This is a genomic window from Oceanisphaera pacifica (assembly GCF_017498065.1).
GTDB lineage: Bacteria > Pseudomonadota > Gammaproteobacteria > Enterobacterales > Aeromonadaceae > Oceanimonas > Oceanimonas pacifica.
In genome coordinates, this window is record NZ_JAGDFX010000004.1 from 153,530 (window position 1) to 166,958 (window position 13,429).

13 protein-coding genes are annotated in these 13,429 nt (G+C 47.0%); 4 read left to right on the forward strand and 9 right to left on the reverse strand.

Annotated features, from left to right (window positions below):
• Nucleotides 1-47 precede the first annotated feature (47 nt).
• Nucleotides 48-389 carry a DUF2750 domain-containing protein gene (locus J3U76_RS04775; RefSeq protein ID WP_208004700.1) on the reverse strand — a complete coding sequence of 114 codons (342 nt, stop codon included), beginning with the start codon at nucleotides 387-389 and terminating at the stop codon, nucleotides 48-50.
• Nucleotides 390-540: 151 nt separating this feature from the next.
• On the opposite strand from J3U76_RS04775, the gene J3U76_RS04780 reads away from it, so the two are divergent.
• A complete protein-coding gene (locus tag J3U76_RS04780; RefSeq protein ID WP_208004701.1) occupies nucleotides 541-1,188 on the forward strand; it encodes an isochorismatase family protein in 648 nt (215 codons plus the stop codon).
• Nucleotides 1,181-2,401, forward strand: a complete 1,221-nt coding sequence (gene pncB, locus J3U76_RS04785; RefSeq protein WP_208004702.1) for a nicotinate phosphoribosyltransferase — start codon at nucleotides 1,181-1,183, stop codon at nucleotides 2,399-2,401. Before J3U76_RS04780 ends, pncB begins: the two co-directional genes overlap by 8 nt.
• Nucleotides 2,402-2,472: 71 nt before the next feature.
• Here pncB and J3U76_RS04790 read toward each other — a convergent pair whose 3' ends face one another.
• The 4 genes from J3U76_RS04790 to J3U76_RS04805 all read right to left on the reverse strand — a co-directional run bounded on the left by J3U76_RS04790 (nucleotide 2,473) and on the right by J3U76_RS04805 (nucleotide 6,146).
• The gene (locus J3U76_RS04790; protein WP_208004703.1) at nucleotides 2,473-3,234 is read right to left on the reverse strand and encodes an META domain-containing protein; all 762 of its coding nucleotides are present in this window, start codon (nucleotides 3,232-3,234) and stop codon (nucleotides 2,473-2,475) included.
• A 352-nt stretch (nucleotides 3,235-3,586) separates the two neighbouring features.
• Nucleotides 3,587-4,174 carry a histidine phosphatase family protein gene (locus tag J3U76_RS04795; RefSeq protein ID WP_208004704.1) on the reverse strand — a complete coding sequence of 196 codons (588 nt, stop codon included), beginning with the start codon at nucleotides 4,172-4,174 and terminating at the stop codon, nucleotides 3,587-3,589.
• Nucleotides 4,175-4,314: 140 nt separating this feature from the next.
• Entirely contained in the window at nucleotides 4,315-5,496 is a 1,182-nt protein-coding gene (purT, locus tag J3U76_RS04800) for a formate-dependent phosphoribosylglycinamide formyltransferase (protein WP_208004705.1), read from the reverse strand.
• Nucleotides 5,497-5,588: 92 nt separating this feature from the next.
• Nucleotides 5,589-6,146 (reverse strand): glycine betaine ABC transporter substrate-binding protein, encoded by a 558-nt coding sequence (locus J3U76_RS04805; protein WP_208004706.1) that lies wholly within the window; start codon nucleotides 6,144-6,146, stop codon nucleotides 5,589-5,591.
• A gap of 300 nt (nucleotides 6,147-6,446) precedes the next feature.
• Between J3U76_RS04805 and J3U76_RS04810 the strand changes: the two genes are divergently transcribed.
• Nucleotides 6,447-6,719, forward strand: a complete 273-nt coding sequence (locus J3U76_RS04810; protein WP_208004707.1) for a hypothetical protein — start codon at nucleotides 6,447-6,449, stop codon at nucleotides 6,717-6,719.
• Nucleotides 6,720-6,785: 66 nt separating this feature from the next.
• Here the strand turns inward: J3U76_RS04810 and J3U76_RS04815 are convergent, their stop codons facing one another.
• The 4 genes from J3U76_RS04815 to yfbV form a co-directional block, all read right to left on the reverse strand.
• A complete protein-coding gene (locus J3U76_RS04815) occupies nucleotides 6,786-8,882 on the reverse strand; it encodes a BCCT family transporter (protein WP_243454072.1) in 2,097 nt (698 codons plus the stop codon).
• Between the two features lie 264 nt (nucleotides 8,883-9,146).
• Nucleotides 9,147-10,592: a succinate-semialdehyde dehydrogenase gene (locus J3U76_RS04820; protein ID WP_208004708.1), complete on the reverse strand. Its 1,446-nt coding sequence runs from the start codon at nucleotides 10,590-10,592 to the stop codon at nucleotides 9,147-9,149.
• Nucleotides 10,593-10,681: 89 nt separating this feature from the next.
• Nucleotides 10,682-11,446 carry a M15 family metallopeptidase gene (locus J3U76_RS04825; RefSeq protein ID WP_208004709.1) on the reverse strand — a complete coding sequence of 255 codons (765 nt, stop codon included), beginning with the start codon at nucleotides 11,444-11,446 and terminating at the stop codon, nucleotides 10,682-10,684.
• A gap of 108 nt (nucleotides 11,447-11,554) precedes the next feature.
• Nucleotides 11,555-11,995: a terminus macrodomain insulation protein YfbV gene (gene yfbV / locus J3U76_RS04830; protein ID WP_208004710.1), complete on the reverse strand. Its 441-nt coding sequence runs from the start codon at nucleotides 11,993-11,995 to the stop codon at nucleotides 11,555-11,557.
• A 219-nt stretch (nucleotides 11,996-12,214) separates the two neighbouring features.
• Here yfbV and J3U76_RS04835 point away from each other — a divergent pair, with 219 nt between their 5' ends.
• Nucleotides 12,215-13,429, forward strand: coding sequence for an acetate kinase (locus tag J3U76_RS04835; protein WP_341534306.1), 1,215 nt, complete (start codon nucleotides 12,215-12,217; stop codon nucleotides 13,427-13,429).

Here is a 13,429-nt window from a genome sequence, read left to right on the forward strand (position 1 = left end):
ACGGCCTGCTCTATCAATAGAACAGGCCGCCAGCTAATCCCGTGTGATTAAGCTAAATCTTTCACCACATCGAGCACATCCAGTTCAACCCCGTCTAGTTCGGCGTCCCAGTTTGGACCAATGCGCACACCGTCTTCGGACATATCTTCTACCCATACCTCTAAAAACTCAGGTAAAGTAATTTCAAAAGGCTCATACTCAGCCCATTCGTCAATACATTGCACTTTTGCGTCACTTTCGCTAGACCATACCGGCATAACTTCGGTATCTTCAAACTCGGATGAGTCACAAACGACCCAATCTTCCCCGAAGCGTAGTCCCCACATCACACGGTTTTGGGTAACCTCGTCAAGAAAACGCTGGTAACTTTGTTGATGACTGTCGCTCATGTTGTTCACCTTTGGGCTGGTAATGGGGAAGATACCCCTATAATGGGGCGATACTGAACCAAATCTCCCCTAGACTCAATTAAAACAATACTAACAGATACCGCGCCATACAAGGGCAGCATGCCCATATTAAATAATAGGAGCTGGAGTAATGAAATTACCCGCCAAACAATTTGTGGCAAGCTTAGATGTTGATGCCCAATATACCTTTACTCCCGTCTGCCCTAACGAGCTTCCTGTGGTGGAGGGAGATACCATTGCCGATGAATTAAATAGCCAAGCGCAGTTTGCGAGGTATCGACTGGGGTCTAAAGATGCTCATTCTCCGCAGGCATTGTGGGTAAGTGACGATCAGCACCCCGCTTTTAGTAAGGTAGAAGGCGGGAATGTCGATATTCGCTGGCCAAGCCATGCCGTGCCAGGCACCAAAGGGTTTGAGCTGCTAGACGGCTTACCAAAGCCTGCTGACTATGATTTTTTTGTCTGGAAAGGCGTGGAGCTAGATATGCACCCTTACGGGGCCTGTTATCACGATTTAGCTGAACGCATGAGCACCGGCATTATTGAATATTTAACCGCAAACGCCGTCAACACTGTGATTGTTGGGGGCTTAGCCACCGACTATTGTGTTCACCATACAGTGTTGCAGTTATTAAAAGCTGGGTTTAGCGTTATCGTTAATCGCGCCGCCACCCGAGGGGTAGCTCAAGAAACGAGCCAAGCTGCCATCAGCAATATGCTCAAACAAGGTGCCCATTTTATACAACACAGCGCTGAGCTGGAGCCTAGCCATGATTAACAGCCACATTCAGCATCAACCTCAAGATGAATATGTAATAGAGTCGTTGCTTGATACTGATTTATATAAGTTCACTATGATGCAGACCGTATTGCATCAACACCCGGCGGCCGAGGTAGAGTATCACTTTCGCAGCCGTAATCTGGATTTAGACTTTAGTGATTGCATTGATGATATAGCCGCAGAAATAGCTCACCTTTGCCAGCTAAAACTCACCGAGGATGAACTGGCTTACTTGGGGACACTAGACTATATCAAACCTGATTTTATTCATTTTTTACGGCTATTTCGTCTCGATCAACGCTTTATTCACCTTAGCTGCCATCAAGGAACCTTAGATCTCAAAATACGCGGCCCTTGGCTGCACACTATTCTATTTGAAGTTCCTTTACTCTCTATTATTAGTGAAGTCTATTGTCGTCGTCATCATCCCAAGCCCGATTGGCAAGGCGCCCGTAGCCGCCTACAAGATAAAATTGATTTGGTGAAAAGCGACCTTACTCATGGCGACTTTCGCTTTTCTGACTTTGGTACTCGCCGTCGTTACTCTCGCGCTTGGCAACAAGAAGTGGTGATAGAGCTTGCGCAACAGCTACCACAACAATTTAGCGGTACCAGTAACTTAGACTTAGCACGCCGGCTTAACCTTAAGCCGGTGGGCACCCTTGCTCATGAATTTATGCAAGCTTTTCAGGCATTAGGCCCTCGACTCATTGATAGCCAGAAGATGGCGCTAGAAGCTTGGGTACATGAATATCGCGGTCAGTTAGGCATAGCCCTAACGGATGTGGTGGGAATGGACGCATTTTTACGGGATTTTGATCTCTATTTTGCGAAATTATTTGATGGATTACGCCAAGATTCCGGTGATCCCGTGGAGTGGACTGAAAAGGCACTCGCGCATTATCGGCGACTCAATATAGACCCGCGCAGCAAAACCTTGGTCTATAGTGACGGCTTAACCATGCACAGCGCACTCAATTTATATCAAAAGTTTAAAGATCAATGTAAACCTGCTTTTGGCATAGGGACTCATTTAACCAATGATATAATGAGCCATTCCCCCATTAATATAGTGCTTAAAATGACCCGTTGTAATGGCCAAGCGGTCGCCAAATTATCCGACAGCCCGGGCAAAGCCATGAGTGACGACGAGGGCTACATGGCCTATTTAGCTCAAGTTTTTAATGTGAATTTAGCAGCGGTCAAATAAAAAACGGCCAGCATCGGCTGGCCGTTTAAATATAAGCGTAATCTAGTGCTCATGTATGACAACTAAAAGGCTTACTGCTGAACGGTTAAGCTGCGGCCGTCGTTAGCAAAGACAATCACACTGCCATTATCGGTGCGCTCGACACGTTGTGCCTGTCCCAAGATGTCTAGCATGGTACGCTCGTGCTTCATTTGAGCCTCATCGCACATCATCATGGTGCCCGCCAGCTGAGACGTACTTAACATATCGCCTTGTAGCTGATAACTGCCATTAAAGCTGTTACAAAACGCACGGCCAAACATTCGACCATCGTCGCCAAATTGAATGCTGGCTTCAACTTCCGCCTCAGCGGGCACCGACACCCCCTCACCGTTTAAGTGGGTTACGCGCCACTCCACTCCCTCTAGTTGCGTAACTGTCTCGCCCTCGGTTACTTGCTGTAAGACTAGATCTCCTACCTCAGTCACACCTGGCTCAACTGAAATCCCTTTGGGAGCAGTACGCCAGCTCACTTGGTCTTGCTCTTTAATCACGGCACTGAGACTGTAAGCACCGGAGTTTAACTCTTGCGTATTCAGCATCACATTAAACGGAATCGGCAATGTTTGCTTATTCAAATCTATACGCTGCTTCGCCACAATGTCGCCATCAGCCACACTTGTATCGCGCACTGTCACTTCAGCAACACTATTAGGCGCCAGCATAATACGGGACAAATAAGACAAAGAGCCCGTCACCTCTTGCTGTTGGCTTATATCATTATGTGCAGCACAGCCGCTTAATGCCGTAATGGCGGCCACAGACGTTAATGCAAAAACAGAGAGTCGATTCATCAATACACCTCAAATAATTAGGCTCTATTATCCCTGAGCAATAATGCAAATCCGCTTGCAAGCTAACGTGAAAGTAACAACTTGATCACTGTAACGATTTTTTCATCTAAATGCGCGAACCATAACAAAAAGTAAGATCTTACCCCCAGCAAACAGCGCCACCACGACACAAACTGCCAAATCTATCAGGATGGGACAGTCAAAGCTTATAGCTCAAAAGAAAAGATAGGACAGTCACATCTTTTGATACATAAATACGTAATAAAGGTGGGACAGTCAGATCTTTTAGTGCATAAATCTGTAATAAATAGTGCTAAATGCAGATAAACTCTGCATTTAGCTTTTAATATCTTTAGCAGGTGATGCGTGTAACCTGACCATGATGCAGCTTAAAAAAGGCATTTTGTGGAATCGATTGCTGCCAAATCTCATGGTATTCCAACCCTGCATATAAGCCACGTAAGATGGCACCAGATAAACCATGGCCAATAACAATAACCTGCTGAGGAAGCTTGGGATCTTGTAGCCAGTTATTCAGACGTTGCTTAGCATCAACAAAGCGCTCAGCCTTAGGTGCTTGTAAATACCAATCTAAAACCGCTTGTGAAATATGCGGAAATTTTAACTGTAAATCCGGTGCTCGCAGCTGTTCCCACTCTCCTAGCCCCACTTCCATCAATCGCTTATCGAGCTGTATATGATCAGCCGGTAGCTGCAGATGCTCACAAATAATGTGTGCCGTTTGTTGGGCGCGCCCTAGCGGGCTTGAATATATCGCCCAGTCTTTAGGATCCGCAATAAGCCCCGATAAGGTATTCGCCATGGCGTTAGCCTGCTGCAAACCTAGCTCGGTTAAATCTGAATTACAGTGCCCTTGCAACCGCTGCTCGGCATTAAATTGAGTTTGGCCGTGGCGCAATACATAAATAGTACGAGACATATACTTTTACCTTAATCGCAAATCTAGCGCTGTTTGGCCACGGAATACACAAAATAAGACAAGTACGAAAGATAAAATCTTAGTCATTAATTCTTCCGGGTATGCCGTGGCAAGCAAGCCTTTAAACGTTTAAATATGTCCTAAAACTCGACTCTTACCTTGGCGGCACAGTCACAAGCTTTGGCTTTAGCGGCGTCAATATCATCAGCCAACGCTAAGGCAACCCCCATGCGGCGGCGGCCGCTGATCTCGGGCTTACCAAATAAACGCAGCTCGGTATCGGGTTCGGCCAAAGCGCCAGCTAAATTCCCAAATTGAGTTTGGCTAGACTGACCTTCTGGCAAAATCACCGCCGAGGCGGCGGGGCCATACTGGCGAATAAGCGGCACCGGCAAACCTAAAATAGCGCGAGCATGCAAAGCAAACTCCGATAGGTTTTGTGAGATGAGTGTGACCAAGCCGGTATCGTGAGGGCGCGGCGAGACTTCACTAAACAACACCTCGTCACCACGAATAAACAGCTCAACCCCAAAAACACCATAGCCGCCTAACGCGCTTGTAACTTGCTCTGCCATTTGTTGCGAGGCCGCTAAGGCGGCAGCACTCATGGCTTGAGGTTGCCAAGAAGTACGATAATCACCGTCTTCTTGTAAGTGCCCTATGGGCTCACAAAAACTGGTTCCCTTGGCGTGACGTACCGTAAGCAAGGTAATTTCATAATCAAACTCAACAAAGCCTTCAATAATGACTCGGCCGCCCCCGGCACGCCCTCCTTCTTGGGCATAATCCCACGCGGCTTTAATATCATCTTGATGGCGTAAGGTGCTTTGGCCTTTGCCAGATGAGCTCATAATAGGCTTCACCACACAAGGTAGCCCTATTTCTGCCACAGCAGCTTGAAACTCACTTAAAGTACCAGCAAAACGATACGGCGAGGTTGCCAAGCCCAGCTCTTCGGCGGCTAAACTGCGAATGCCTTCTCGATTCATGGTCAACTGTGTGGCTCTCGCCGTTGGCACCACAGTAAAACCTTCTTGCTCTAACTCGGCCAAGGTGTCGGTCGCAATGGCTTCTATTTCGGGCACAATAAGATGCGGTTGCTCTTGCTCAATTACCGCCCTAAGTGCCGGCCCATCGAGCATGGAAATAACATGGGCACGGTGCGCCACTTGCATGGCCGGAGAGTTGGCATAGCGATCAACCACTATCACTTCTACCCCTAGGCGTTGCAGCTCAATGGCCACCTCTTTTCCTAATTCGCCTCCACCACACAGTAATACTCGCGTTGCACTTGCCGAGAGCGGCGTTCCAATGGTTGTCATCAATATTGTCCCTATAAAAAATACACCGCGCTCAGCGGCAACAATAGAATAATATGCTAAATACGGGGCTAAAATGCCATCTAGACTTGCTGTTAATGCTCTAAGAGAGAGTCCATATCATACTCAATAACAGCACTATTTTGCTTAGCCAACCAGTTTTCTGCCGCTAAGTTCCAATTTTGGTTTTGCTGCCAGTGCGCCATAATCTGCTCTAAATCTTGCGGCTGCCACTGCAAATCGCGCAATAGCGCTCTCGCCTTAGGCGATTCTTGCGCCAAACTGCGCCGAATGATGGTGTGCGGCTTATCATGGCTTGGCCAGGTTTCTTGGGCTAACTGTTGGCCCTTGGGGCCCATATCATCAAGCCTATCAAAAAAACGGGCAACAAAAGGCGCCGAGGCTTGTGGCAACCACACTGTCACACTGGCATCGGCTTTACCCGCCCATAGGCGCTGCCAAATTTGGCCTAACCGCACTTCACTCACTGTAACGCTAAAGCCTTGCTGCTCTAATACCGCTTTCGCTAAGTGCGTTCGCGCAAGCTCCGCGGCGTCTGCCCCCGTTAATAAGTGAATATCTTTTGAAGGCTCTGAGCAAGCGGCTAATAACAAGCCAGAGACCAATAGCGCTATTTTAGCCAGTCGCTGCATGATGTTCCTTAATAGTGATAAACACCCCAAGAATGCCAGAATTTGACGCCAATATCATGTTACTCAGTACATTTAACCGCATATAGATATAGCGACGCTGGACATGCTAAAAGTCAGTAAAAGCATCAACTTAAGGAGTGTATAAGCGTTAGTTATCATAACTGATATATAGTAAGGTTTGCCTGTCTTGCCTTTTTTGCAAGATTTGCCTGTCCTGTCTCTTGTTTTTTGCATGTTACAGTCTTGGTTATTATCTGAATTCAGCTCCCTTAAACCAATTAACTGCCTAAGAGCCTCACCATGAATAACAAGATTTGCCTGTCCTCACTTTTGTTGTTTAGCCTTTTACTTGGTGGTTGTGTGGCGCCTATAGAAACGCCCACTGGCCAGCAGCAGTCTAGGGGGGCGTCTTCAAAAGCTACAGCGGCGGACACTCGGCCGAGCACAAATAAAGCAGATAAAGCCGCTTTATCCGAACAAGAGAGGCGTGAGTTGCAGCAAGAGCTGGCAGCCGCGCAAAAGAAGCTGGAGGCTGCAGAGGCAAAGTTAAAAGCCATGCTAGAACAGGAATAACCCGTTAAAAAAGCACCGAATCCTCTCAAATTCGGTGCTTGTGTCTTACTTTGTGCTTTTTGTCTATTACAGGGGCTTATCAGCCAAGTAGGTCTCTTCTGGCTGCTCATCACTTTCGTTGACTAAGTCATCATCGTGCTCTTCCATCTTCCACGGCAAGATACCTGGTGAAATATGTAAGAAGTGTAAGTACTTCTCAAACTGGTCGAGAATATCACTAATAATGTCTTGCTGATCGTAACCGTACACGTCGTAGGCCTGACCACCCCGGCGTAAAAACACCTCTGCACGGTAGTAGTGATCATCACTGTCCACCTCTTCTGTTTCGGGAAATGCAAAGTCTGGCATGGCGTAACCTCGCAGGCGCACCTCATAAATAAATTCCAGTTTTCCCTCTTGAAACACCTGAAATTGCGCGCGGCAGTTTTGCTCATCAAAGTTGACTTCAGCTTCCCAGCCTTGTTGCTCAAGCTCTACCTCAACCTTGTGCATGGCTTGAAAAGCAATGGTGCGTAAGAACTTTTCAACCGCTTCTCGCGGCGGAAAGTCCACCAAATTTGCCAATCGTTTTTTCCAAAACCCAGGGCCTGATTTAACGCCCCCTTGTGGTGACTGCATATGCTGTTGCAAGCTCACCTCATGGTGACCTTCAATAACCAGCGCGCGCCACATACCCACCATGGCAATCAGCATAATAATGGCGAACGGTAAGGCACTAACAATGGTCGCGGTTTGCAATGCGCCCAAGCCCCCCGCTAACAATAGCGCCGCGGCCACCACACCTTCGGTTGACGCCCAAAATACCCGCTGCCATACCGGTGTTTGCGCCACACCACCGGATGCCAGTGAATCAATCACTAAAGAGCCGGAGTCAGATGAGGTAACAAAAAAGGTAATAATCAAAAACACGGTAATAAAAGACACAATCGAGGTCAGTGGCAACTGTTCAAATAGCTTAAACAAAGCAATGGCCTGATCGTTTTGTACTTCGTCAATGAGTGAGGTGTAACCGTCCACCATAATCAGGTGCAGGGCAGTATCACCAAATACCGAAAACCATAAAAAGGTAAACACGGTTGGCACCACCATCACCCCCACTACAAATTGGCGAATGGTGCGGCCTCGGCTAATTTTTGCAATAAATAAGCCTACAAAGGGCGCCCACGCAATGGTCCAGCCGAAAATAAACAGCGTCCAGTTACCAATCCAATCACTAGCGGTATAGGCCTGCAAATTAAAGGTACGCTCAACGATATTGCTTAAGTAACTGCCGGTATTTTGCATAAAGGTATTAAGAATAAATACCGTCGGCCCTACGGCAAACACGAAGATCATCAGCGAGATGGCCAATACCATATTCAGCATCGACAGTCGCTTTACGCCTTTGTCCATGCCCGCCACCACCGACAAGGTCGCCAAGGCGGTAATCGCCACAATGGCGGTAATTTGTACCGTAGTGCTTAGCGGAATACTGGGCCAAAGATAATTAAGACCCGCATTAATTTGTGCCACCGACAACCCAAGAGTGGTAGCAATACCAAACAAGGTACCCAAAATTGCGAATACATCCACGATATGCCCCATAGGACCGTGGATTCGCTCACCAATTAAGGGATACAAGGTTGAGCGCATCGACAGCGGCAAGCCATGGCGAAAAGCAAAATAGGCCAGCGATAGGCCCACCAAGCCATAAATGGCCCAAATATGAAAACCCCAGTGGAAAAATGAAATTTGCATGGCCTGCTTGGCAGCATCCACTGTCATCGCAGGTCCTGCAGGGGGAGAGGCGTAATGTAATACCGGCTCTGCCACGCCAAAGAACAGCAAGGCGATGCCATAACCGGCCGAAAATAACATGGCAAACCAAGCTACAAAGCTGTATTCAGGTTCAGCGTGATCGGGCCCAAGCTTAATATTGCCCCACTTACTAAACGCGACAGCCACAATAAACACCAAAAATATGGCGACCGATAACATATAGAACCAGCCAAAACTTTGAGTAAAGTAGGCCAAAATATCTGAAAAGATGTCTCCCGCCAGTTCTGGGTTACTCATGGTACCAATCACCATAAGCGCAATAACAATGACGGCCGGAATGAAAACCGGCACTAAAATGGTAGAGGAAGGAGGTGATTTATCCGCACTCACCTTTTCTGAAGCCATAAATCGCACTCCTGTATTATGTTTCGTTATATAAATGTCACGTACTCTTAACCAGTCTAACGTAAAAGACGGCCATTTTTTATCATAAACAGGATTCAGTTGAAAAATGCTGGTCGCTTCAAGTATTTGGCATATATCTGCACAAAACTTTTAAAAATCAATTAGATGATGCAGCACTAGAATAGCCAGCAATGGCTCATTAAAAAGCCGCTGTAAACAGCGGCTAAAAAGTAGGTAACAAGCACTCAATGAAAAACGTAATAATTAGTTCACTTGGCCTAAGTTGACGTATTTGGTCTCTAAAAACTCATCCAAGCCCATGCTCGAGCCTTCACGGCCTAAGCCTGACTCTTTGACTCCCCCAAAAGGGGCCATTTCATTGGAGATCATGCCGGTGTTGACCCCCACCATGCCCGACTCTAATGCTTCGGAGACGCGAAAGACGCGGTTGAGATCCTGGGTGTAAAAATAAGCGGCTAAGCCAAAAGGCGTATCATTAGCGCGCTTAATTACCTCAGACTCACTAGTGAAACGAAAACACGCAGCCACAGGCCCAAAGGTTTCCTCAGCGGCTAACAGCATCTGTTCGTTAGCGTCACTTAGTACTGTGGGTTGATAAAAAGTCCCCCCCAAAGCATGACGTTTGCCACCACAAACTAAGTGAGCCCCCTTCGCTAAGGCATCACTCACATGTTGCTCTACTTTTTCTAGCCCTACTGAATTAATGAGGGGTCCCTGCTCGGCTCCCTCAGTCATTCCGTCCGCGACCGTAAGCCTGCTGGCTGCGGCAGCTAATTTTTCTACAAAGGCATCATAAATGCCCTCTTGTACAAAAAAACGATTAACACACACACAAGTTTGACCGGTATTTCTAAATTTCGACGCCATGGCGCCCGCCACGGCCGCGTCTAAATCAGCATCATCAAATACAATAAAAGGCGCATTGCCTCCCAGTTCTAGGGAGAGCTTTTTAACCGTGTCAGCGGCTTTGCTCATCAATAACTTACCCACTCTAGTCGAGCCGGTAAAAGACAGTTTACGCACGTCAGGGCTTGCCATCAGAGTGTCACTAATTGCGGCGGTATCACCCGAGACTAAATTAAGCACCCCCGCAGGTAATCCGGCTTGCTCCGCTAATACAGCCAAGGCATTCGCACACAAAGGAGTGTCACTCGACGCCTTCACCACAGCGGTGCAGCCCGCCGCCAGTGCCGGCCCTACCTTGCGGGTTAACATCGCCATCGGAAAGTTCCACGGTGTAATTGCGGCCACCACGCCCACGGGCTGCTTAATCACCCACAAGCGATTATCAACAGTGGGGCTGGGAATCGTCTCCCCGTTAGCGCGCTTAGCTTGCTCGGCAAACCACTCTAAAAAGCTAGCCCCATAAGCCACCTCACCTTTGGCTTCATTTAGCGGCTTACCTTGCTCTAATACCATCAATTCAGCTAAGGCATCTTGATGCTCCATCATCAATTCATACCAGCGGCGCAATATGGCCGCTCGCTCTTTGGCTGTTTTATTACGCCAAGAGCCAAAAGCTCGCTTTGCCGCATCAATGGCCGCTTGGGTTTCTTGAGTGCCGCATACTGCCACCTTGGCAAGTAATTGGCCGCTCGCTGGATTATTCACTTCATACTGTTGTTTACTATCACGCCACTGGCCATCACAGTACCAGCCGGTTTGCCATAAAAAATGTGCGTTATCCACTGAGCTTCTCCTTTTAAAAAATTGACGCCATAAGCTATCGACTAAAAGCAATATCAAATCATAAGCCTTTAACGCGCATCATATGACGCTTAACGAAACTCGCCTTCGTCCCTGACATTGTTAAGCCAGCGCTGTCTTAAGGAGAGCAACTCTATAAGACCAAACTTAGCCTCTGGCTTGTTAGCACACCACGCCCAAGACTGATTACCGTAGTCAAAATGCCACCACGCACTGGGTAAATTGGTAAAACCAGCTTGTCGCATCACACTATGTAGTAAGCGACGATTTTCAATTACCTCAGCTTGTCGCGCACTCGGCTTGTCGATGACTTCAAAAGCACCACTATAAGACAAAGGACTAATCTCATCAAACTCCGTTCCCATGTCTAAAAACAGCCCTTCTGCATCACATAAAGTAACGTCAACCGCACCACCGGTTAAGTGTGAGCTAGGCGCAAGGGAGTCTGTGCTGGGCGGAGCAATAATATGACGGGTACGGTTAAGTAACTCAGACTCACTGTGGTGCACAGAATGAGCATTTATCGCGGCAAATAAACTATCAAATAAATATTGCTGCACGGATAAGGGGCGCCAGCCATCTAACACTACCAATTCTACCCCTATGGGCAAAAGGCGTGCTGCTTTGTATAAACGAAACAACACACTACGGCGAACATAACAATCACTAAGCGCATTAGGTATGCCTTGATGAAAGTAAGCAGGATAAGACCGTAACGGGGCTTTAACTAACCCCAAGGATACTAGCGAGTCTTGATTGTCGATGATGGGTAGGGCTAGCACTGCCGTCCAATCCGGTGCGGGAGCTTGCACAATAGCCTGAGATAAAAAATTCATATTTTCGCCCTATCTCACAATAAAAAAATACCATAAAGCATGTTAAGAAGTCGGTGTTAGCCTCATTAACATAACGTCTATTTGCAAGAAAAAGCCACTGAATTAGCGCTATAGATCGCGAATAAAGGATTTATCGAGCTGCTTAAACGCCACATTAAGCGTTTCGCCAAGTTGAAAATAACAAGGTCGAGCAACGGGCTCGGCAATCGCAATGCCCGCGGTGGCGATTTGCTCATATAGCCTGCGATACCAGGTGACTAATGTGGGTGGCAACCGTGTATCTGCACGCTGGCCTAACCAATACAAACCTTGCATAGGTAAACTGGCTAAAAACAATATGGAGGCTATCACTCCCGGCCAAAAGCGCGGGTCACCAAACTGAAACTGCATCAGTACGCACAAAACAATGAGGGCTGGCATCACTCGTATCCCTAATCGAGTGGCATTAACAATGCGATATTCAGGAAATAACGCTGCCAACTGCCGCTCTTTAGGCCATACCGCCAAATAGGCACCCCCTCTGTGTAACTTGCTTATTAATATCCCCATTATGACTCCTTGAAAGCGTTTATCCGCTTGATAACGAGTGATCCCTTAACATAAAAAAATCGCCTTGTTAATAATATTTTACGCCACTAGACGGAGATTATCCCACTGTTATTATCTTTATAAGGTTTGCACTTCTGTGTGTTCAGGCAACGGCCTGTAAGCAGGAAGCGACTTAGAAGGGTTACTTTATCTTTTATTTAACAGCAAGGTTTACAGATGATTAGCAAACTGGTTTTAGTGCTTAACTGCGGCAGCTCGTCGCTTAAATTTGCCATTCTCAATGCCGATACCGGTGAGGAAAAACTATCAGGTCTTGCTGAATGCTTTTATCAGCCAGATACCCGCATTAGCTGGACCTTAAATGGTCAAAAAGACAGTGCATTTTTAGGTGCCAATAAGGCACACCAAGAAGCGCTTGATTTTATCGTCAATAATTTACTTATCTCTCACCCCGAATTAATGCAGCACTTAACGGCCGTTGGCCACAGAGTAGTACACGGTGGTGAGAAATTTACGCACTCCGTGATTATAGATGATGCCGTTATAAAAGGAATTAAAGACTGTGCGAGTTTAGCGCCTTTACACAATCCAGCACATTTAATCGGCATTGCCTCAGCCCGCAAATCCTTTCCAGATTTACCGCAGGTGGCCGTGTTTGATACCGCTTATCATCAGAGCATGCCGGAATCGGCTTATCTGTATGCCCTTCCTTATAAGCTATACCAAGATCATGATATTCGCCGCTACGGTATGCATGGCACCAGTCACTTCTTTATTGCGCAACAAGCCGCTAAGTACCTTGATAAGCCACTCGACAAACTCAATATTATTAGCTGTCACTTAGGCAATGGCGCCTCTGTGTGTGCTATTAAAAACGGCAAATCAGTTGATACCTCAATGGGACTCACCCCTTTGGAAGGCCTCATTATGGGCACTCGCTGTGGTGATATTGACCCGGCCATTATTTTTCATTTACACGATAATTTGGGTTACAGCTTAGACAGCATTAACACTATGCTAACCAAAAAATCTGGCTTATTAGGTCTTACCGGCCATACCAATGACTGTCGCTACATTGCTGAGCATTACGACACTGAGCCTGAAGCCAAGCGTGCTATGGATATCTTCTGTCATCGTTTAGCAAAATATATTGCTGGTTACACCTGTACTCTAGATGGTCGATTAGATGCTATCGTCTTTACTGGCGGCATTGGTGAAAACTCCATATTAGTGCGCGCTTTAACCTTAAAAAAGCTTAGTTTATTAGGCTTTGAACTAGATCAAGAAGCAAACAAAAACGCGCGCTTTGGTAAAGCGGCTTGTGTTAGCATACCAAGCAGTATACCCGCGTGGGTAATTCCCACCAACGAAGAGTGGGTCATTGCGCAAGACGCCCAACGCCTTGCACAAAGCGCCCACACTCTCACAGCGTAA